The organism is Flavobacterium sasangense DSM 21067, assembly GCF_000686885.1.
GTDB lineage: Bacteria > Bacteroidota > Bacteroidia > Flavobacteriales > Flavobacteriaceae > Flavobacterium > Flavobacterium sasangense.
In genome coordinates this window covers 164,104-184,994 of record NZ_JMLU01000002.1, presented here as the reverse complement: position 1 = coordinate 184,994, position 20,891 = coordinate 164,104, and the positions used below count along the sequence as shown (strand labels likewise).

The 20,891-nt window shown below is 30.9% G+C and carries 23 protein-coding genes; 12 read left to right on the top strand and 11 right to left on the bottom strand.

Going from position 1 to position 20,891, the window contains the following annotated elements; translation table 11 throughout:
• Nucleotides 1–18: 18 nt before the first annotated feature.
• Nucleotides 19–783, bottom strand: a complete 765-nt coding sequence (locus tag BP92_RS0102850; RefSeq protein ID WP_026724658.1) for a lipopolysaccharide kinase InaA family protein — start codon at nucleotides 781–783, stop codon at nucleotides 19–21.
• Nucleotides 784–866: 83 nt separating this feature from the next.
• On the opposite strand from BP92_RS0102850, the gene BP92_RS17190 reads away from it, so the two are divergent.
• Nucleotides 867–1,226: a hypothetical protein gene (locus BP92_RS17190; protein ID WP_026724657.1), complete on the top strand. Its 360-nt coding sequence runs from the start codon at nucleotides 867–869 to the stop codon at nucleotides 1,224–1,226.
• Here BP92_RS17190 and BP92_RS16875 read toward each other — a convergent pair.
• The 5 genes from BP92_RS16875 to BP92_RS0102820 form a co-directional block, all read right to left on the bottom strand.
• A complete protein-coding gene (locus tag BP92_RS16875) occupies nucleotides 1,123–1,389 on the bottom strand; it encodes a glycosyltransferase (RefSeq protein ID WP_084329631.1) in 267 nt (88 codons plus the stop codon). The genes BP92_RS17190 and BP92_RS16875 overlap by 104 nt on opposite strands.
• 89 nt (nucleotides 1,390–1,478) lie before the next feature.
• Nucleotides 1,479–2,606, bottom strand: a complete 1,128-nt coding sequence (neuC, locus tag BP92_RS0102835) for a UDP-N-acetylglucosamine 2-epimerase (protein ID WP_026724656.1) — start codon at nucleotides 2,604–2,606, stop codon at nucleotides 1,479–1,481.
• 353 nt (nucleotides 2,607–2,959) lie between these two features.
• The gene (neuB, locus tag BP92_RS0102830; protein ID WP_026724655.1) at nucleotides 2,960–4,000 is read right to left on the bottom strand and encodes an N-acetylneuraminate synthase; all 1,041 of its coding nucleotides are present in this window, start codon (nucleotides 3,998–4,000) and stop codon (nucleotides 2,960–2,962) included.
• 31 nt (nucleotides 4,001–4,031) lie between these two features.
• The gene (locus tag BP92_RS0102825; RefSeq protein WP_026724654.1) at nucleotides 4,032–4,694 is read right to left on the bottom strand and encodes an acylneuraminate cytidylyltransferase family protein; all 663 of its coding nucleotides are present in this window, start codon (nucleotides 4,692–4,694) and stop codon (nucleotides 4,032–4,034) included.
• A 42-nt stretch (nucleotides 4,695–4,736) separates the two neighbouring features.
• Nucleotides 4,737–5,501, bottom strand: coding sequence for a lipopolysaccharide kinase InaA family protein (locus BP92_RS0102820; protein ID WP_026724653.1), 765 nt, complete (start codon nucleotides 5,499–5,501; stop codon nucleotides 4,737–4,739).
• 86 nt (nucleotides 5,502–5,587) lie between these two features.
• Between BP92_RS0102820 and BP92_RS0102805 the strand changes: the two genes are divergently transcribed.
• Nucleotides 5,588–7,420 carry a DUF3413 domain-containing protein gene (locus tag BP92_RS0102805; RefSeq protein WP_084329629.1) on the top strand — a complete coding sequence of 611 codons (1,833 nt, stop codon included), beginning with the start codon at nucleotides 5,588–5,590 and terminating at the stop codon, nucleotides 7,418–7,420.
• A gap of 1 nt (nucleotide 7,421) precedes the next feature.
• Here the strand turns inward: BP92_RS0102805 and BP92_RS0102800 are convergent, their stop codons facing one another.
• Nucleotides 7,422–8,453, bottom strand: coding sequence for a polysialyltransferase family glycosyltransferase (locus tag BP92_RS0102800; RefSeq protein WP_026724650.1), 1,032 nt, complete (start codon nucleotides 8,451–8,453; stop codon nucleotides 7,422–7,424).
• A 41-nt stretch (nucleotides 8,454–8,494) separates the two neighbouring features.
• Between BP92_RS0102800 and BP92_RS0102795 the strand changes: the two genes are divergently transcribed.
• From BP92_RS0102795 to BP92_RS0102780, 4 genes are all read left to right on the top strand, one after another.
• Nucleotides 8,495–9,055, top strand: coding sequence for an L-threonylcarbamoyladenylate synthase (locus tag BP92_RS0102795; protein ID WP_026724649.1), 561 nt, complete (start codon nucleotides 8,495–8,497; stop codon nucleotides 9,053–9,055).
• A gap of 95 nt (nucleotides 9,056–9,150) precedes the next feature.
• Entirely contained in the window at nucleotides 9,151–10,566 is a 1,416-nt protein-coding gene (locus tag BP92_RS0102790) for a CCA tRNA nucleotidyltransferase (protein ID WP_026724648.1), read from the top strand.
• A 75-nt stretch (nucleotides 10,567–10,641) separates the two neighbouring features.
• A complete protein-coding gene (locus BP92_RS0102785; protein ID WP_026724647.1) occupies nucleotides 10,642–11,661 on the top strand; it encodes a COX15/CtaA family protein in 1,020 nt (339 codons plus the stop codon).
• 6 nt (nucleotides 11,662–11,667) lie between these two features.
• Complete coding sequence (locus BP92_RS0102780; protein WP_026724646.1) at nucleotides 11,668–12,036, top strand: hypothetical protein; 369 nt, start codon at nucleotides 11,668–11,670, stop codon at nucleotides 12,034–12,036.
• 2 nt (nucleotides 12,037–12,038) lie between these two features.
• Here BP92_RS0102780 and BP92_RS0102775 read toward each other — a convergent pair whose 3' ends face one another.
• The 4 genes from BP92_RS0102775 to BP92_RS0102760 form a co-directional block, all read right to left on the bottom strand.
• A complete protein-coding gene (locus tag BP92_RS0102775; protein WP_026724645.1) occupies nucleotides 12,039–12,809 on the bottom strand; it encodes a LytR/AlgR family response regulator transcription factor in 771 nt (256 codons plus the stop codon).
• 76 nt (nucleotides 12,810–12,885) lie between these two features.
• Entirely contained in the window at nucleotides 12,886–13,254 is a 369-nt protein-coding gene (locus BP92_RS0102770; protein WP_026724644.1) for a 2TM domain-containing protein, read from the bottom strand.
• Between the two features lie 24 nt (nucleotides 13,255–13,278).
• The gene (locus BP92_RS0102765) at nucleotides 13,279–14,616 is read right to left on the bottom strand and encodes a 2TM domain-containing protein (protein WP_026724643.1); all 1,338 of its coding nucleotides are present in this window, start codon (nucleotides 14,614–14,616) and stop codon (nucleotides 13,279–13,281) included.
• 10 nt (nucleotides 14,617–14,626) lie between these two features.
• Complete coding sequence (locus BP92_RS0102760) at nucleotides 14,627–15,247, bottom strand: hypothetical protein (protein ID WP_026724642.1); 621 nt, start codon at nucleotides 15,245–15,247, stop codon at nucleotides 14,627–14,629.
• Between the two features lie 233 nt (nucleotides 15,248–15,480).
• Here BP92_RS0102760 and BP92_RS0102755 point away from each other — a divergent pair, with 233 nt between their 5' ends.
• The 6 genes from BP92_RS0102755 to BP92_RS0102730 all read left to right on the top strand — a co-directional run bounded on the left by BP92_RS0102755 (nucleotide 15,481) and on the right by BP92_RS0102730 (nucleotide 20,891).
• Nucleotides 15,481–16,758, top strand: a complete 1,278-nt coding sequence (locus tag BP92_RS0102755) for a chloride channel protein (protein WP_026724641.1) — start codon at nucleotides 15,481–15,483, stop codon at nucleotides 16,756–16,758.
• Nucleotides 16,755–17,354: an HPP family protein gene (locus BP92_RS0102750; RefSeq protein ID WP_026724640.1), complete on the top strand. Its 600-nt coding sequence runs from the start codon at nucleotides 16,755–16,757 to the stop codon at nucleotides 17,352–17,354. The genes BP92_RS0102755 and BP92_RS0102750 overlap by 4 nt, the downstream gene beginning before the upstream one ends.
• A gap of 27 nt (nucleotides 17,355–17,381) precedes the next feature.
• A complete protein-coding gene (locus BP92_RS0102745) occupies nucleotides 17,382–18,296 on the top strand; it encodes a glutaminase (protein WP_026724639.1) in 915 nt (304 codons plus the stop codon).
• Between the two features lie 81 nt (nucleotides 18,297–18,377).
• Nucleotides 18,378–18,929 (top strand): IS1096 element passenger TnpR family protein, encoded by a 552-nt coding sequence (locus tag BP92_RS0102740; RefSeq protein WP_026724638.1) that lies wholly within the window; start codon nucleotides 18,378–18,380, stop codon nucleotides 18,927–18,929.
• A 102-nt stretch (nucleotides 18,930–19,031) separates the two neighbouring features.
• Nucleotides 19,032–20,090 carry a nucleoid-associated protein gene (locus BP92_RS0102735; protein ID WP_026724637.1) on the top strand — a complete coding sequence of 353 codons (1,059 nt, stop codon included), beginning with the start codon at nucleotides 19,032–19,034 and terminating at the stop codon, nucleotides 20,088–20,090.
• Nucleotides 20,091–20,231: 141 nt separating this feature from the next.
• Nucleotides 20,232–20,891 (top strand): TetR/AcrR family transcriptional regulator, encoded by a 660-nt coding sequence (locus BP92_RS0102730; RefSeq protein WP_026724636.1) that lies wholly within the window; start codon nucleotides 20,232–20,234, stop codon nucleotides 20,889–20,891.

The window sequence follows — 20,891 nt, the reverse complement described above, 5'->3', positions numbered from 1 at the left end:
AATTAAAAAGTGAAAATACTACTTTTTCCAGAACTTTAATTTCTTTTTCAGTCTTTTTTTTCTATAAAACTGATGTTGAAATTCTTGTGTAGCTTTCCACATGGCATTGAAAACCATTTCTTTATTTTCTCCTGACAATTTCGCATACTCATCACTCATAATTGCAATGATAGCTTCGCTTGAAGTTAATTTGGAGAAATTTTTCATGCGCTCTTCAAAAGTCAATTTTTTATCAAAATTGGTTCTATTTAAATCTACTAGATAAAAAGCATATTGTCCATTTCCTAAATCTTTTATCAAAGTATTTCCAGTAGAATGATCAATAAATTCAATATTAGCTTGGTGTAACTTATAGGTAAAAGCAACAAATTGTCTTAAAACAGCTTCTTTTATTACTTCATCCTCCATTTTCAATAATTCTCGGTATCTAAAATCGCTTTTCAAAAACTCGCTAACATAATAACTATCGTTTAATCCTAAACCATCAAAATTTTCATAATAAGCAATTGGTTTTGGTGTTCCAATTCCCTTTTCCAGCAACAATTTTGCATATTCAAAAGAACGCTTTGCTTTACTCTTTCTAAAATAAGTATACATTATTTTATTGAAAAGATGTGGTTTTTTGAATGCTTTTATACAAATTGTACAGTCTTCCAAATCAAAAATCTTGATACTATTTCTATTTCCTTCATAAATAAAAGTGCCTAAATTGTAATAATTGGTTACACAATTTTGGATAACTTCTTTTTTATCTAAAAATTCGGGATTAAAAGTACTTTTCATAATGCGAAAATAAAACAATGTTGGCGATTTACCTTCAAATATAAAATAATTTATAGTTTTGTGGTATCAAAAAAAGATCCTTCATGAATATCTTCAAATCCATAAAACGAAATTTAATTAAAAGAAGTGTTATCCAATCTATTTTAGAAAAAGAGCAACACAACAACGATGTGGTTAATATTCATAGAATTGATAAAAAAAATATTGGCGATTTTTACTGTGCTCCACATCATTATTTTGATGTTTTAAAAGGAAAAAGTTTAGATATTTTTGATTACAAAAGCGAAGATAAAGAAGTGAAAAATCATTTTATTAATGAAATCTCTGAACGTTCTTTAATTATAGGAGGTGGCGGTTTATTAAATCGTGATGGTTTTGTAATGCAAATGAAAATGTTTGAAAACCATTGTCTTCTTGCCGAACATGAACAATTGGATATTTAAAAGAATCTTTAAAAGAATCTATTATGCTTTTTGTCTTTTCGGTTGAACCATCATCAGCAATAACAACTTCAAAATCCAACTCTGTTTGGACACTATAGCCAACGAGCACTTTTTGAAGCCATTCTTCCGAATTGTAAGTGGTGATAATTACCGATAATTTCATCCAATGAATTAAAAGTGAAAAATAGTACTTTTTCCAGAACTTTAATTTCTTTTTCAGTCTTTTTTTTCTGCAAAAACATTAAAAAAAAATTATTCGAAATCTCTAAACTGTTTTTGATGATTCAGTTGCCAAATATCATCATTTAATAGGGATTTCAAAAACAATTCGGCACTATTTCCTTTTCCAAAATCACTTTCTGTTGGTTGTACTTTATGCGTATCAATAACACTCAAAGCTTTTGAAATTTGTTCCGATGTATAATCAACATTGATGATATCGGCGTGAAGTGCCCTATTTTGTTGTCGTGTGCCAATATTGATAATAGGTAACCCATAATAAGGCGCTTCTCGTATACCCGCACTACTGTTTCCAATAATGAACTGGGATTTTTTTAATAGAGTTAAAAAATATTCAAAACGCAACGATGGAAAAACTCGAAAACGAGGATTTCCTTTTAATCTTTCATACGCTTTTAAAATGGTTTGACTTCCTAAATCGTTATTAGGATACACTACCACATAATTATGATGATCCGCTAATAAAGCATCCACAAAATGATCTGCATATTCCTGCATGAATTTGGCTTCTGTTGTCACCGGATGAAACATCGCAACGGCGTAGGTATCAAAGGTAATATCATAATACTGTTTTGCCGTTTCTAAATCAGGTAACGTATTGGAAAACATAATATCTACATCCGGAGAACCGATTGTAAAAATAGCATGTTCTAATTCGCCCATTTGAATCAAGCGTTTTTTGGCTTGAAGGTTAGAAACAAAATGCACGTGACTCATTTTACTGGTTGAGTGACGAATCAACTCATCGATAGTTCCAGAGACTTCTCCTCCTTCAATATGCGCTACTAAAATATTATTCAAACTTCCTACAATAGCTCCTGCTAAGGCTTCCACTCGATCGCCATGAATGACAATCATATCAGGCTCGCAAGATTTCACATAAGCAGAAAGTCCTTCAATGGTCTTCGCTAAAGTCAAATCCATAGTAGTTTCATGAGTGTGATTTTCGAAGGTATGAATATGGGAAAAACCACAGCGTTCTACTTCTAGCAAAGTATAACCATATTCTTTTTGCAAATGCATACCCGTAACAAAAATAAAAGGTTCAAATTCGGGATGCGCTTCCAAAATTTGAATCAAGGATTTTATTTTACCAAAATCGGCACGAGTACCGGTAAGATATAGGATTTTTTTGGACATTTTTTGTTTGCTATCGTGTTGCAAATATAGGATTTTTGGTTAATTCTTTTGAATCAAAATACAACGGAAATCAAATTCATCTTAGTTACTACAATGTCAGACTGATTACCCCAATGTCAGACTGAGCTTGTCGAAGTTCTTAGTAGCACAATTCGCTTCCATTAAGCTTTGACAAGCTCAGCTTGACAATAGTCGAATTACAAAATTAAAGAACTTATATATCTACTAAAAACAATTAACTCCAATGTCAGACTGAGCTTGTCGAAGTCATTAGTAACAAAATTCACTTCCATTAGGCTTTGACAGGCTCAGCTTGACAATAGTGGAATTATTATTTTAAAAGAATTATAATCTTATTCAAAATCCCCAAAATCCAATTGCTCATCATGGGCAATAGCTCTTGTGGCTTTTTTTCCTAATAACGAATCAAAATGCTCCGCTAAAATTTTCCCTGTTCCCGGACGTTTTACCCAAATGTTTTCTTTCGTTAACACTTCTCCTTTTTTAATTGGAGCAATAGAACAAACCGTTGCAAAAGCAAAATCAATTGTTACTTGTTCTTCATCAGCGGGTTTTTTGGTTCCACCTCGCATTTGAGCTATCTCGGCACTGTTGATAATTAATTCTTTTGTTGCTTGCTCATCCATACTACATACAATATCAGGACCTGTTCGGTTCATGTGATCGGTGAAGTGGCGTTCTAAAATGGAGGCTCCTAAAGCAACAGCACCCAAACATGCGTTATTATTTAACGTATGATCCGATAATCCAAAAACCTTATCAGGAAAAGCTTGATGCATTTCCATCATGGCGCCAAATCGTACTAAATGAATTGGAGTGGGATATAAATTGGTAGTATGCAATAAGGCAACTGGAATATTATGTTTATCAAAAATAGCAACTGCTTTTTGAATACTTTCAATAGTATTCATACCCGTACTCAAAATAACTGGTTTCCCAAAAGAGGCTATATGCTCCAGTAAGGGATAATTATTACATTCTCCCGAACCAATTTTATAAGCTGGAATATCAAACTTTTTCAAACGTTCGGCTGCAGCACGAGAGAAAGGTGTTGAGATAAAAATCATGCCTTTACTTTCCACGTATTTTTTCAATTCTAATTCTTCGTCTTCGTTTAAAGCACAACGCTCCATAATTTCATAAATAGAGACATCAGCATTGCCTGGAATGACTTTTTTGGCAGCACCACTCATTTCATCGGCCACGATGTGGGTTTGGTGTTTCACTACCTCAACTCCTGCTCTATGTGCAGCATCTACCATTTCTTTGGCTACTTTTAGCGACCCTTCATGATTAATACCAATTTCAGCAATAACTAAGGGTGGAAAATCAGGTCCTATTTTTCTTCCTGCGATTTCGATGTAGGGATTCATTTTTATTTGGTTTAAAGTGTTAGATAATGGGTTAAAAGTTCTTTTTGTTAAGCAAATACTCTGCATAATCAAAGTCTTCTTGTGTATCGATATCTACATTAGCAAAAGTATGATTGACTTCTAATGGAAATGCTTCTTTTGTAATGATTTCATTATTTAGTATAACGGATGATTTTGTAATGTAAAGCAACCCATTTTCGTAATATAAGGGCTCTAAATCTTGACTACGTTGCCCCACTTCATAGTTATGAGGAATAAATCTATTATTTATAATTTTTCCTAATTTATGATGACTGCGCGAAACCGTAAACAGACTATTTGTTTGTTGTTCTTGAAAAATAGTAAAAGCTTCATGTAATAGATTTTGTGGTCGTAGTGGATTAGTAGCTTGCAAAAGAATTACATTTTCAACTACTCCATCAATTGATTCTAAAACATGTTTTAAAGCAGAAACAGTATGCTCAAAATCCCCTGAAAGTGATTGAGGTCTATCGATTACTAAAGCGTCATATTGTAACGCTACTTTTTTTATTGCTTCATCATCTGTGGAAACATAAACTGCGTTTATAAATTTGTGTTGTTGTGCATACAAAATACTGTGTGCCAACAAAGGAATACTACCTAATAGTTTTATGTTTTTTCCTGGTAAGCGTTTGGATCCCCCTCGTGCTGGGATTATGGCTATGGTTTTCATTTTTAATTTTACAATAAAATGATGTTAAACATTTAAAAAATATTACTTTTTCCAGAACTTTAATTTCTTTTTAATTCTTTTTTTTCGATGAAATCGATGTTGGAAATCAGAAGTTAGTTTCCACATGGTTTCAAAAACTGTATTTTCATCATCACCTGAAAGTTTGGCATATTCGTTACTCATTACTGCAATCATGTCTTTCTTATGTGTAATCTTTGATAAATTCTTCATTCGGGTTTGAAAATTCATAGTTTCATGAAATTGCATTCGGTTCAAGTCCACTAAAAAAAAGGAATAACTTACGTCGTTATTTTTTCGAATTAGAGTATTTCCAGGTGAATGATCTAAAAATTCAATGCCTTTTTCGTGCATTTCAAAGGTAAATTGAGCAAACTTTCTAATAATAAAATCTCGGTTTTCAAAAGCTTCATTTTGGACAATTTCTCTGAATTCAAATACATTTTCTAAATGTTCACAAACGTAATAACTATCTTTAAGCCCAATGAAATCATAATTTTCAAAAAAAGCGACAGGTTGAGGAGTACCAATTTGCATTTCCATCAATTTTGAAGCAAATTCGAAGGAACGACGTGCTTTTGATTTTCTGAAGTATCGATAAACTATTTTGTTAATTAAATTTGGTTTTTTAAACGATTTAATACTGAGCGTAATTTCTTCAAATTCAAATAGTTTAATTATATTTCTTTGTCCGTTAACTAGAATTTTTCCTTCGATTAAAAAATGATCAATCAAAAAAACAATCCTTTCTTGTAAATCTTTAAACTTATTATGAATTAAATACTTCATTTAAAATATTTTAAAATTAAATTAACTTAATACTAAATTTATGTTAATAATCAACAACTATACTATATTTTTGCAAAAAACAAAATATGCATTCCAAAACAATTTTTCCAATAAAATTATTTTTCATTTTTTTAGTAAATACTTTATTGACATTGATAATTTCAATAAAGTATTATGATTTTGTTGAAAATGTAAATTCAATAAATGCAAATATATTTATTATTATTTCACAAATTGGCCATTTTGCAGTTTTAAGTAGTATTCCTTTGTTTCTTTCTCTTTTACTATTTTTTGTTTCAAAAAGAATATTACTTACAAAATTTATAAATATTATATCTTCTAGTTTACTTTTAATTCTAGTTAAATTAGATACCATTGTTTTTAGTCAATTTAGGTACCATCTATCGCCAATGGTTTTTAAATTGGCATTTGGCAAAAGAGCAAGTGATATTTTTCAATTTTCAAATGAAAATTACATTACTGCATTTTTATTTATTATTGGAGTTGTTGGTTTTCAACTATTACTATTCATGTTGATTAATAGAATTTCTTTTGAGAACACTAAATTTAGAAAAATTATAAAAACTTCTTCATTTACTTTTTTAATAATTATTTTAGTTTCTCATATCGGATTTGCATGGTCTGACGCAAATAGTTACAGACAAATTACTCAAACTAAAAATTTATTTCCTGCCTATTATCCTTTAACTGCAGAAAATTTATTTATAAAATTAAATCTTGTAAATAAAGATTTGTCTAAAAATGAAATCGCAATAGAAACAGAATCCAAAACTATAAATTATCCATTAAAAAATATAGATAGTAATAATACAACTAATAAAAACATTCTTTTAATTGTAATTGACTCGTGGAGATATGATTATTTAACTGAAGAGATAACTCCAAACATCTATAATTTTAAAAAATCCGCACAAGAATTTACCAATCATAAAAGCGGATCAAACATGACTACAGGTGGGATTTTCTCCATGTTTTATGGAATTCCAGCAACTTATTTTGACTCATTTACGGGAATAAATAAAGGTCCAGTCATGATTGATCAATTTATAAAACAAAAATATGACGTCAATATATTAAGTAGTTCTACTGTTGAAAATCCTCCTTTTAATAAAAATGTTTTTACCAAAGTGAAAAATCTTAAGTTAAATACTGATGGTAATTCACCTGCGGAAAGAGACATGAGTATTTTTAATTCTTGGACCAACTATATTGAAAATTACAATCAAAAAAATCCGTTTTTTGGTTTCTTATTTTTTGATGCTGCACATGGTTTTGATTTCCCTAAAAACTACAAAGCTCCATTTAAACCGTATCTTGACAAAGTTGATTATTTAGCTTTTGATGATGATTACGACCCTAAACCACTAATTAACAGGTATAAAAATTGTTTACATTATGTTGATGATTTAATCGGAAAAATCATATCGCAACTTGATAAAAAGAACAAATTAGAAAACACTATTATAATTATAACTTCTGATCACGGACAAGAATTTAATGATTCTAAAAAAGGATACTGGCAGCATGGAGGGAATTTTTCAAAATATCAAATCAACACACCCTTTATATTATATGATTTTAATAAAGCTCCAAAAAAATACAATCATCTTACGCTACATTATGATATAGCACCCACAATTATGAGCAATTATTTAGGAGTAAACAATAGTCCTAAAGAGTATTCTTCAGGAAAAAGCTTGTTTGACACTTCTAAAAGGGATTTTTTCATTTGCGGTTATAATCAAAAATTTGCTATAGTAGAAACTAATAGAATAACCAATATTTACACATCAGGTTTATTAGACGTTGTTGACAATAATTTAAACGTCCTAGATGAAGAACCAAATAGTGAATATCTATTACAGACAATGAACGAAATAAGAAAGTTTTATAAATAAATTAAAGAAAATCTATATCATTATCTAGGATATCATTTATTTTATTGAGGTTTTCCATACCTAAAACAACTTTCTTTTTAATATTCTGTAAGTTTTCTAATGAACTTGAATAAAAAGTAAATCCTAAGTCAAACGAAAAGTCCTTAGATAAATTTAGCAGTTCTATTGGAAATAATTTGGGTATAAAGGAAACATCTGACAACAATTTTGTATAATCGGTAGTTTCTCTTGGATGTTGTTTTATGTAAACTTTGTAACCCTCACTTATTGCTTTTTCAACAACTTTTTTATAAAGCTTAATTTTTACATTTTCTGTTAAATGCCCGTCTTCAGACAAAGGCTGTGTTATTAATATCATTTTTTTCTCTTGAGAAAATGTAATTTCATCTCCTAAAAAGCAATTAATCAATTGTTTTTTTTCAATTTCTGATAAATTTTGTTGTAATAAATTTAAATCCATTTTTACAGATTTATTTCTCAAAAACTGATCCTTCATGTTCTCAGGATGCTGTACTAAAATTTCTTTAACTTGCTTATCATAGCCCATTAAAATTGGAAACTTAATTAAATATTTTCTTTTTAAATATCTAGATTTAGGCATTCTATGCAAATAGGTACCTAATCCTTCTTCTACCATTCTAAATAAATTATTAGGATATTTTATTAAAAAATAGGCTCTAGTTCTTACAACATGAAATAAATTAATTTCAGAATTTCTTATAAAAAAATCATTCTCAACTAAAATTGGGTTAGTTTTTTCAAATAGCTCAACTAAACCTTTCTCCCTGTTGAAAATATAATTAAAAAGTCCTAAATTTTTTTTAAAATCTGTTAAAATAGAGTAACTCTTTATTGACAAAACAGATTCAAACAATTGTAATTCATTTATTTTAGGGATAAGTTTTTCAATATCTTCAACTCTATCATTAATTACAATCAATAATGATTTTTTACCTTCCTTTTTTGCTTTGTGTGCTAATAAAATGGATATGTATATATGATAAAGAGAACATCCAACAAATGTTTGATTCATTTTTAAAATTTTTAGAATATTTTTGTAAAAATAATTAAATTATGAACACAGAGGTACACAACGCATTCGAAGTTATAAAAAATGGAGGCATTATTTTATACCCAACCGATACCGTTTGGGGAATTGGTTGCGATGCCACTAATGAAGAAGCTGTAAAAAAAATCTACGCATTAAAACAACGTGAAGAAACCAAAAGTATGATTGTTTTAATGAATGGCGAACGTATGATGTACAACGTTTTCAAAGAAATTCCTGATGTGGCTTGGCAAATTCTAGATTTATCGGAGAAACCAACTACTTTAATTTTAGACAATCCTCGAAATGTTGCCAAAAATATTGTGGCTGAAGATAATACGTTAGGAGTTCGAATTGTTACCGAACCTTTTTGTTTTAAGTTGATGGAACGCATGAAAAAACCATTGGTTTCAACCTCAGCAAATATTTCGGGCGAACCTACACCAAAAACTTTCAAAGAAATTAGTCCCGAAATTATAAAAGGTGTGGACTATGTAGTAAATTTGCACCACGATAAAGTTTGCAAAAATCCTTCTACGATAATTAAATTAGGTTTAGACAGCCAAGTAAAAGTGATTCGCAAATAAAAATGTGCCAATATTTCGATTTGTCAATTAGCCAATGATGTTGTTTGATAATTAATTGACACATTGACTAATTGTCAAATTGACGAATTAAGAAAATGAATTACAAACAACATTTAGAGCATAACATCTTCAAAATCATTTCGCAAGCCGCACAAGAACTCAACTTGGAATGCTATGTGATTGGTGGTTTTGTTCGCGATATAGTACTCAACAGAAATCACAAAAAAGACATCGATATCGTTGCCGTTGGTAGCGGAATTGAATTGGCTTTAAAAGTTTCCGAATTGATTCCGTTTCATCCAAAAGTACAAGTTTTCAAAAACTACGGAACAGCCATGTTGCGCTACGATGATATCGATGTGGAATTTGTGGGCGCTAGAAAAGAATCTTATACGCACGATAGCCGAAATCCATTAGTGGAAAACGGAACATTAAAAGACGACCAAGAGCGAAGAGATTTTACGATAAATGCCTTAGCTTTTTCATTGAATTCTGAAAACTTTGGTGATTTAGTTGATCCATTTAATGGTGTAGAAGATTTGAAAAATAAAATCATCAAAACACCTTTAAATCCAGATATTACCTATTCCGATGATCCGTTGCGTATGATGCGTGCGATTCGTTTTGCTACGCAATTGAATTTCGAAATCGAATCGGAATCTTTAGAAGCAATTTCGAAAAACAAAGACCGAATCAATATTATTTCTGGCGAAAGAATTGTAGATGAATTGCATAAAATTCTTGCTTCTGACAAACCTTCCATCGGATTTTTACATTTGTACCAAACGGGTTTATTAGACATTATTTTACCTGAATTAACCGCTTTAAATAATGTTGAAGAAGTAGATGGTCACACGCACAAAAACAATTTTTATCACACTTTAGAAGTAGTAGATAATATTTGCCCGAATACAGATGATGTTTGGTTACGCTGGTCGGCATTATTGCATGATATTGGAAAAGCTCCAACAAAAAGATTTAACAAAAAACAAGGTTGGACGTTTCACGGACATGAATTTTTAGGCGGAAAAATGGTCAAAAAAATATTTGAGCGTTTACACATGCCTTTAAATCATAAAATGAAATTCGTGCAAAAAATGGTTACGATGAGTTCGCGACCAATTGTAATTGCTGAGGATATTGTTACGGATAGCGCCGTTCGTCGTTTGGTTTTTGATGCAGGCGAAGATATTGATAGTTTGATGACTTTATGCAAAGCAGATATCACAACTAAAAACCCAAAGAAATTTCAGAAATATCATAAGAACTTCGACATCGTAAAAGAGAAAATAGTAGAAGTGGAAGAGAAAGACCGAGTTCGCGTTTTTCAACCACCTATTTCAGGTGAAGAAATTATGGAATTATTTGGTTTAAAACCTTGTAGAGAAATTGGAGTTCTAAAAGAAGCCGTTAAAGAAGCAATTTTAGAAGGCGAAATTCCAAATGAGTATGAAGCAGCTAAGGATTTTGTCCTAAACAAAGCTTCAAAAATGGGATTGAAAAAAGTATAAAAATTATAATCTGTTAAAGCACTTTTCAAATACACATTATGTAAATTTGGGGGTGCTTTTTGAATATCAAGAAAAATGAAAACAAATAAATCAGTCATTTATTGGCTACTTTCGGGATGTGTTTTGTTATTTATCATGGTAACTGTTGGTGGAATTACTCGTCTAACCAACTCAGGTTTATCAATGACCGATTGGCATTTGATAAATGACACCTTCCCTCCTATGTCAGAAGAAAAATGGATAGAAGCTTTTGAAGAATACAAGAAATATCCAGAATATCAAAAAGTAAATCAATACAAAGATTTTCAATTAGACGATTATAAATTCATTTTCTTTTGGGAATGGTTTCACCGTTTTATTGGTCGTATTATTGGTGTGGTTTTCATTATTCCGTTTATTTATTTCTTAATCAAAAAACAATTAGATAACGAGACCATTAAAAAGTGTTTTATCCTTTTAGGAATGGGTGCTTTTCAAGGATTTTTAGGTTGGTTCATGGTAGCCAGTGGTTTAAAAGATATGCCCGATGTGAGTCACTTTAGATTAGCGATTCACCTAACGTTTGCGTTTATTACGTTTGCTTATACACTTTGGGTGGCTTTAGATTTGATTTATCCCGAAAGAAAATTACCTGTTATTGAATTAAGAAAAATAGCCCGAATTGCTTTGGTAATTTTAATTATTCAAATTATTTACGGTGGATTTGTTGCTGGTTTAAATGCTGGTTTAATTCATAATCATTGGCCTTTAATGAGCGACGGACAATTCTTCCACGAAAGTATTCAGTTAGAACAATCCAATTTACTTTTAGCCTTTACAGAAGGAAAAAGCGGTGTGCAATTCATACACCGAACATTTGCTTATGTGGTAGTTGGAATGATTATTTTCTTATTCATGAAAAGTAGAAAATTTGTATTAGACAAAACACAAGATAACGGAGTTAAAACGTTGTTGGTTTTTGTATTTATTCAATTTATTTTAGGAGTTTTCACTTTATTATTCCACGTACCACTTTGGTTAGGATTAGCACATCAAATTATGGCTTTCTTTTTATTAACAGCCATGACGTTTACATTGCATAGGTTTTCAAAATAAATTTTAATGAAAAAAGCTATTTTTATAATCAATATGCTATTTTTAGTTACTTTTTTTTCAAATGCACAAAATAATGACGATTTAATTTTTAAAGACGGAAATCAAACAATTAAAATTGAGTTTGAAACTAAACAACCTTATTTAGAATTAAATAAAAATACTAAATTTATTGTTTCTGTTGAAAATATTGAGTTACAGAAAACTTCAATAATTGGCAGAGGAATTAGAATTTTAGGTTCAAATAATAAAACTAATTTTGAATGTTCTGTTTTAGTTGATGAAAATGGGTTAGAAAATGGAAAGTTCAAAATGCGTTTAATCTATTATAATAAAGATGAATTAAAAACACATATTTTCATAATTCCTGTTAAATAATTCTACCCAATCCACTCCTTAAAATCACCAACACGTTCTCTGGCAACAATTACTTCGTCGTCTTTGTAAGTGGGAAGAATGATTTTTAATCTCGAATTAGAATACACTTGAATTTCCTTTACTGCTTTCAATGGAACAATGAATTTTCGGCTTACGCGATAGAATTCTTTTGGATTGATTTCTGCTTCTACAACTTCTAAAGTAGAATCGATTAAATAATCACGATTGTCTAAAGTGTGAATATATGTTCCTTTGTTTTCGCTGTAAAAACATTCTACTTCATCAATGGAAATCACTTTCAATTGCTGACCAATTTTCACCGAAAATCGCTTTTTATATTCTTTTTCCACTGGATTAACCAACATGCGCTTAATCGCTTCAAAATCTAAACTCGAAATCGTGTTTTTTTGAAATTGATTTTTGAATTTCGAAATTGCAATTGAAAGTTCTTCTTCATCAATAGGTTTCAATAAATAATCAATACTATTTAGTTTGAAAGCTCGCAATGCATATTCGTCATAAGCCGTAGTAAAAATTACAGCACTTTTAATGTGTTGCTGAGCTTTGTCGAAGTACTCAAATATCTCAAACGACAAACCATCAGACAATTGAATGTCCAAAAAAATCAAATCAGGATGCGGATTGTTTTGAAACCATGCAATAGCTTCTTCCACAGAGTGTAACATTGTGTTTATTTGCAAACCTAATTTTTCAACCTTGCGTTGCAACAATCGTGCTGCTGGTTTTTCGTCTTCGATAATTAATATGTTCATTGTATTTTTGTTTCAGGTTTTAAGTTTCAGGTTTCAAGTTCTTGTGTTGTCAACTGCGACTGAAAACTGTGACTAATTATTCCCACTTATTCGCTTTTTCTTTCTCCATAAATTCCTTAATCTTACGCTCTTCCCAGTTTTTTCCCATGATAAAATCAGGCAAAAATACCGACAATCCGTGTGCTAATAGTCCTAATCCCCAAAAGAAAGCGGTGAAGAAATTATGCGCTTGAAAATAACTTTCGCCATCTTTTAAATTTTGAATATTGATAATCACAATCATAATATTGATGACCAAATAAACGACAGCGTGCGTATAAAATCCTTTGATTTTCTTAACTCTTTTAACTGCTTCATAATATCTTGCTTCTTCGGCATTGGATGGAATAAAGTTTTTAAACGCTTCTTTATCCATTCTACTATTGATTCTATCTTGTAAACTCATGATTTCTTATTTTTTAAAATTTAATTATTCCCATTTATTGTTTTTCCCCTGATCTTTTTTCAAAATCTCTTGAATTTTTCGTTCTTCCCACGAACTTCCGTAACCGAAAACTCTAAAAGCGTGAAAAACTAATCCCATTCCCCAACCTAACATCGGGAACCAAAACCATTGAAATCCTGAGAAAGTTCTAAAATTGATAAACACTAAAACCGGAATTACGATGCAATAAGAAATTAAACTTCCGTAAAACTCTTTTATTTCTTTGACTCTTCTTGACGCTCTGTCATAAGCCGTTTGTTCATTATAATTGTATGTTGTTTCCATAATACTTATTTGTTTGGTTAAAATCGGTAGAAATACTTTGAACTCTTTTTCGTTTTCTTCTACCAATACTTTTCTTTTGGTTAAAATTCCGTAGCGATTCACTATATTTTGTAATCCTACGCCTTTTCGGTCTTGTAAAACTTCTTTCTTTTGAAGATTGTTAGTAATGACTAACTGACCATTTTCAATACTAATCTTTACATGTAGCGGTTTGGCTTCGCTAACTACATTGTGTTTGATGCAATTTTCTAATAACAATTGTAGCGATAATGGAACTACTTTAGCTTCTTCATTTTCAAAATTTTCTGGAATTTCAAAAGTGATACTGTTTTCAAATCGCATTTTCAGTAAATTCATGTACGTTTTGGCAAATTGTAATTCTTCAGCTACCGAAACTAATTCCTTATCTTTTTGTTCCAAAACATAGCGATAAATCTTGGAAAGCGAAGTCGTGAATTTTTGAGCACTTTCTGGATTTTCTTCGATTAATGAACTCAATACATTCAAACTATTAAAAAGAAAATGTGGATCGATTTGATTTTTTAAACTTTCAAATTGTGCCGAAGCCGTTCCAGCAATAATTTTCTGTTCCTTTAATTTGTTTTCCTGATATGATTTGTAGAAATAAACCAAGTGAATTACCAACGAAACTATAATCGTAATCACCATTGCTACAACATAATTAGCAGGCATTTCGGTTTGAATAAATTCTTGAATTGTTTTGTTTTCAAACCCAACATCTTCCAACATTCGCAAAAAGAAAATAGCCAATCCCGAAACAAAAAACGAGGCTAAAAATCCGATTACCAATCGTTTTAAATGAAATCGATTCTTTTCAAAATGTTTATCTAATTGAATAAAAATTAAAGCATTAGCAAAATAAAGCACCACACTATACAACATCGTGTAAATGAAATTCCATTTTAATGAAAGAAGACTTGGTAAACTTCGAGTGATTACAATATTTACGCCTTGAAGTATTGCAAAAATTACAATTCCAATCACTACTGCTTTAACTATTTCTCTTGAATATTTCATTTTAAAAATTTTATTTACAAGTCTTTACAGCTTCTTGCGCTTTATCTAATCCCCAACTTGGATGAAAAGCCGATTCAGGTTTAAAAGTAGCAAAAAGTTCGATAGATTTTTCAATTTGGGCACACATTGGTTTTGCATCTTGTCCAAAATATTCCGCCATACCTTTTTCAAATGAAGCCTTTTGAAACACAACTCTCGGGTTTTCAGGAGCTATTTTATACGCTTTATTCAAAATATACAAAACATCACCTGATAATTTTTGTCCGTTTGTCATTGGGTCATATACAATCCAAGCGGTGTGAATCATAGCTTGTAGTACTAAAACTTCTGGATTGTCTTGAGCTAATTCGTTACAAACATCTTGTGCTTTTTGAGCAGCATTCAATAAAGTCACCTTTTTAGCTTTGTCTTTTTCACCAAAAGCTTGTGTTGTATTGATGAAAGCGATGTAATAATTTGGCAACCAATTTGTTTTTTCAACCGAAGCAATTTTCTCGAATTGAACTAATGCTTCTTTTGAATTTCCGTCTTTCCAAGTTTGCAAGGCTTTTTGCATTCCTTGATCAAACTGTGTTTGCGCTGATACAATTGAAGCGACAAACATTGCGATGATAGTGATTAATTTTGTCATGATAAATTTTGTTTAATGGTTAAACTGTTCGTTCTTGATTTTTGTTTTTTGTTCTTGCGCTTGAACTATCTTATTTTGATGAAGCAAAGTTGCAACAGAAATCGCACCCATAAAATTGAAACTAACCGAACTGTCATTTTTTGAGGATGAATTGTAACTTTTAACTTTATTCTAAATTATTTTAATCTCTTAAACCTTAAATTTGCCTTTTCTCTTCATTTTAAACTAGATTTATGAGCAGTATAACTCAAATAAAAAAGCATTTTGTATTCATCAAATATCAAAAACTCATTATTGCGGCAATAATAATTGGTTTTTTGTCTGCTTTTTTAGCAATTTCATTAAAGAGAGGAACGGAACATTATGAAGAATTACTTTTCAATCAAGCCTCAAAAAACAATCTCTTCCTTTTCATATTTCCATTGATTGGCTTAACCATAATTGCCGTTTTGAGATACTATTTATTTAACAAAAAAACGAATAAAGGCATAAAAGAGATTTTTGAAACTACCGAAAAAAGAAAAAACAGTTTACCAATTTATAAAATTCCATCTCATTTCATAAACGGTTTATTCACGGTGATATTTGGAGGTTCTACAGGCATTGAAGTTTCAACAGTAGTTGCTTCTGCTACAATTGGATCTATGACTCAAGAAAAAGAAAACATATTAAATCGTCATAAAGTTGAATTAATATGTGCTGGTGTTGCTTCAGGAATTACAGCACTATTCTTCAGTCCTTTTGCTGGATTTTTATTTGCATATGAAGTAATTTCAAAAAAAGCTTCAAAAACATTTATTCTAGTTACTACGATTTCTGTTTCTATTTCTATACTAATTTGTTTGTTATTGAATGAAAAGCCTTTGTTTCATGTAACTATTAAAGAATGGCATTGGAAAGCGTTTCCTTATTTTATTCTTTTAGGCATTATTTCTGGAATGAATGCTGTATACCTAACAAAAACAGTTTTATTCATTAAAGATAAATTTACTTCTTTCAAAAAAAGCAGAACCAAAATAATAATAAGTGCGGTATTAATAAGTATTGGTTTATTCATTCTACCTCAATTATATGGTGATGGATATCACGCTATAAAAGAAAATTTAGCCAATTCAAATAATATCGTTTTAACTATCCCAATTTTCTTTTCTATTGTAAGTATTGTAATTTTCAAACCTATCATTACTTCGTTAACACTAGCAGGAGGTGGTGATGGCGGTGTTTTTGCACCAAGTATTTTTATTGGAGGATTTGTTGGTCTGTTGTTAGCTGTTGTCTTAAATACTTTTTTTCATGTTAATGTAATTCCCTTAAATTTTATGATAATTGGTATGGGAGCTATGCTTAGTGCAAGTATTCATGCACCTTTTACAGCCATTTTTATAACATGTGGCTTAATTAATGATTATAGTTTGCTATTCCCAATTCTTGTGACTTGTTTAGTTGCTAAACAGGTTTCAAAAACAATTTATCCATTTACAGTATATAGTTTTTCAAATAACAAAATATGACCTCAACAAAAAAGCTAAAACGCAATTACAGAAAAGCAAAATACGTTTTATACAAAGAAACTTTAATTGATTTTAAAGAACATTTTTGGGCTTTTTTAGGATCGTTTGTAGGTTTAGGAATTATAAGTTTATTGCAATTCAGAATTTTCACTTCATCGGACTTAGTTTTTCTTATAGGTTCGTTTGGTGCCTCTTGCGTTTTGGTGTATGGGGTTATCGAAAGTCCTTTAGCACAGCCTCGAAATCTTATTGGAGGTCACGTCATTTCAGCAATAATTGGAGTTAGCATTTATAAATTATTACCCGATTTAATTTGGGTAGCGGCTCCTTTAGCCGTTTCCTTATCAATTGTATTAATGCAAATTACAAAAACCTTACACCCTCCTGGTGGAGCTACTGCTTTAATTGCCATTGCAGGTTCCGATAAAATAAAAGAATTGGGCTATTGGTATGTAATTTCTCCTGTATTATTAGGAGCTACTATTTTATTGTTGACCGCTTTAATTTTCAACAATATGCCGTCTAAAAGACACTATCCGTCAAAAGGTAATTTTTTATCAAAAAAAGAGCTCAAAAAACGCATTCCTTTTCTGTAAGTAACTATTTTTACCAAAATTAGTTTCATGGCATACCAAGATATTTTAGACGGAATTTACAACGAAGTCATACAAATTGAAAACACTGGAAAAGTAGCTGATTACATTCCGGAATTAGCAAAAGTCGATGCGAATAAATTCGGAATTGCTTTAGTTGATAAACATCAAAACGTATTTACAAAAGGTGATGCTTTGGAGAAATTTTCGATTCAGAGTATTTCAAAAGTCATTACCACTTCGCTTATATTTTCTAAAATTGGAAACGATTTATGGGAACGTGTTGGTTATGAACCTTCTGGAAATTCCTTTAATTCCTTAGTACAATTAGAAAATGAAAATGGTATTCCAAGAAATCCGTTTATCAATGCTGGCGCTTTGGTTGTTGCAGATTTGATGTTAGATCATTTTGAAAATCCAAAAGCATTCCTACTTGATTTCGTTAGAGAACTGACCGAAAATCCAAACATTAATTACAACGAAAATGTCGCTCAATCCGAAAAAGCTTTTGGTTACCGAAATGCAGCTTTGGTCAACTTTATCAAATCGTTTGGAAACATCAAAAACGAACCCGAAGCGGTTTTAGATTTTTATTATCATCAATGTTCTATAGAAATGACTTGTGTTGATTTAGCCAAGTGTTTTCAAGTATTTTCGAATAATGGCGTAATTCCAAAAAGCGATAAAAAATTCCTTTCATCAAGTAAATGCAAACGCATGAACGCTTTAATGCAAATGTGCGGTTTTTATGATCAAGCAGGCGAATTTACGTTTAAAGTTGGGCTTCCTGGAAAAAGTGGTGTTGGTGGTGGCGTAGTTGCGGTTTTCCCAAACCATTATACGGTAGCGGTTTGGAGTCCAAAATTAAACAAAAAAGGAAATTCGTTTTACGGCTTAGAAACGTTAGAGCGATTGACGACTGAAACCTCCTTATCCATATTTTAAAATCTTATCAACAAATCGCAAAAGCAAAAAAGTTTCTCGTAAATAATAATTACTTTTGCAGTTCTTAAAATTTCAAAGATTATGATTTACAAATTCCGAGTGATTCTCGATGCTGAAGAAGATATTTTTAGAGATATTGCCATTGAAAGCGACAAAACCTTAGAAGATTTACACAATGCTATCGTAAACGCTTTTGGCTTTGATGGAACAGAAACAGGTTCGTTCTTTACTTGTGAAGACGACTGGACTTGGAACGAAGAAGACGAAATTCCATTGTTTGACACTGGTGAAGTTCCAGGTGAAATGAAAACCATGGTAGATTTTAAAATTGAGGATTTGATGCACCAAGACAATACTAAAATGGTCTATGTGTATGATTTCTTTAGTATGTGGACATTCTTCGTGGAATTAGCTGCAATTGAAGAAGAAAAAGAAGCTGGTGAAACCTATCCTGCGTTATTATTTTCTCATGGCGAATTACCAGCAGAAGCAGGTCAAAGCGGATTGAGAGGCGATTTATCAAATGACGATATTTACGGTGACTTTGAAGACGATTTCGATGACGATGATTTCGACATGTTTGATGGAGACGACAGCTTCGAAGACATGGGATTTGAAGAAAATTGGAACTAAAATCCAAAGAATTAGAAAAGAATAAACCAAAATACAATCTTTAAAAAGCCAAGAAAAAACAATATCAGTTCTATCTTGGCTCTTTTATCTAAACTATAAAAAATGATCAATCTATTTAATGCTCATATTGAGAATTTATCAATTCACCGCGTAGGAAATAAAAGCAGAAATGAAGCTATTTTCTTATCTGAAAATTCATACGGATTGAATGATGAAATTATGCCTTTGTTGAAGGAATTTTTCTTTAAACCTTTTAGAGAAAAAGAAGAAAACTACTTTCAGTTTGCTCATGAAGTAGATTTAGAATACAACGAGATGTACAATTTTGCTACCGAAGTTTTCAATAACCCTAGCGAAATTCACAACGTTTCTAAAAAAATCACAAAACACCTTTTTGAGCAATCAAATCATCCACATATTAAAAATGGAGAAGTGTATGTGGCTTATTTTACGCACGTTTCTATTGATAATAATGTAGTAGATGCCATCGGAGTTTTCAAAAGTGAAGTACAAACCGATTTCTTACAATTCGAAGAAAATGGTAACAACCTAGAAATGATTTTACAACAAGGAATCAACTTGAATAAGTTAGACAAAGGTTGTATCATTTTCAATTACAAAAAAGAAGAAGGCTACAAAATTTTAACCGTAGATAGCAACCGTTACGATGCACGTTATTGGTTAGAGCATTTCTTATCCCTTGATGCGTTTCAAGATGAAAACTTCATGACAAAGAAATACTTAAAATTCTGTCAAGAGTTTGCTAAAGAAGTAGTTTTACCAGCCGAAGACAAACAACAAGAAGTATTGTTCATGAACCGCGCCATCAATCACTTTGCAAAAAATGATGAGTTTGAAGAAACCGCTTTCTTGAACGAAGTAATGCAAAATCCAGAGTTCATTCCAGAATTCAAAAATTATAAAGTAGATAAAGGTGCGAAATATAGCATTGAAGACGTTTCAAGTTTTCCAATTGCAAATGCAGCGGTAACGGATGTTCGTCGTTCGTTAAAAAATACAATTCAATTAGACACGAATATTCAAATTAAATTGGATTTCATCAACCCTGAAAGTGCTGAGAAATTCGTGGAGAAAGGTTGGGACGAAGAAAAACAAATGTATTATTACTTGGTTTACTTTAATAAAGAGCAGAAATCGTAAGCCATTTACATACAAATTATTAAACCTCAATTGCAAATTCGTAATTGAGGTTTTTTTGAAAGAACTTTAACAAAATATTTTGTTTAACTTTTTTGATTTTAAATTAAACATTCTGTACCTTTGAGAAAAATATTTAAAATCATGGCAAAAAAGAAAGAAATAAACAAAGAAGGCATTTTAAGTTTATATATCGATTATTTCTTAGAACACAACAAGCAACCGCAATCGGTTTATTTGTTTGCCAAACATGCTGGTTTTGAGGAAGGTTTGTTTTACAAACACTATGCTTCTTTTAACCAAATTGAGCAAAACTTTTTCACTTCACTTTTCGATAATACATTAGAATTATTAGGAAATAGTGAAGATTTCGCTTCCTACGATGCTCGCACGCAATTGTTGAGTTTTTATTTCACTTATTTCGAAATGTTAACTGCTAATAGAAGTTTCGTGGTAGCATTATTGAAAGAAGACAAAAACAAATTGAAAAGTTTGTCAAAATTGAGCGAATTAAGAAAAAGCTTCAAACAGTTTTATGATACTTTAGACATTGAAAAAATCGATTTAAAACAAGAAAAGTTAATCGAAATTCAAGAAAAAACAATGAGCGAAATGGCTTGGTTTCAGTTCTTATTCACTTTGAAGTTTTGGATTGAAGATACGTCAATTTCATTTGAAAAAACCGATATTTTCATTGAAAAATCTGTCAATACCAGTTTTGACTTGATGGATACTACACCATTCAAAAGTCTAATTGATTTTGGAAAATTCATGTGGCACGAAAGAGGCTCATTTAAAATGTAA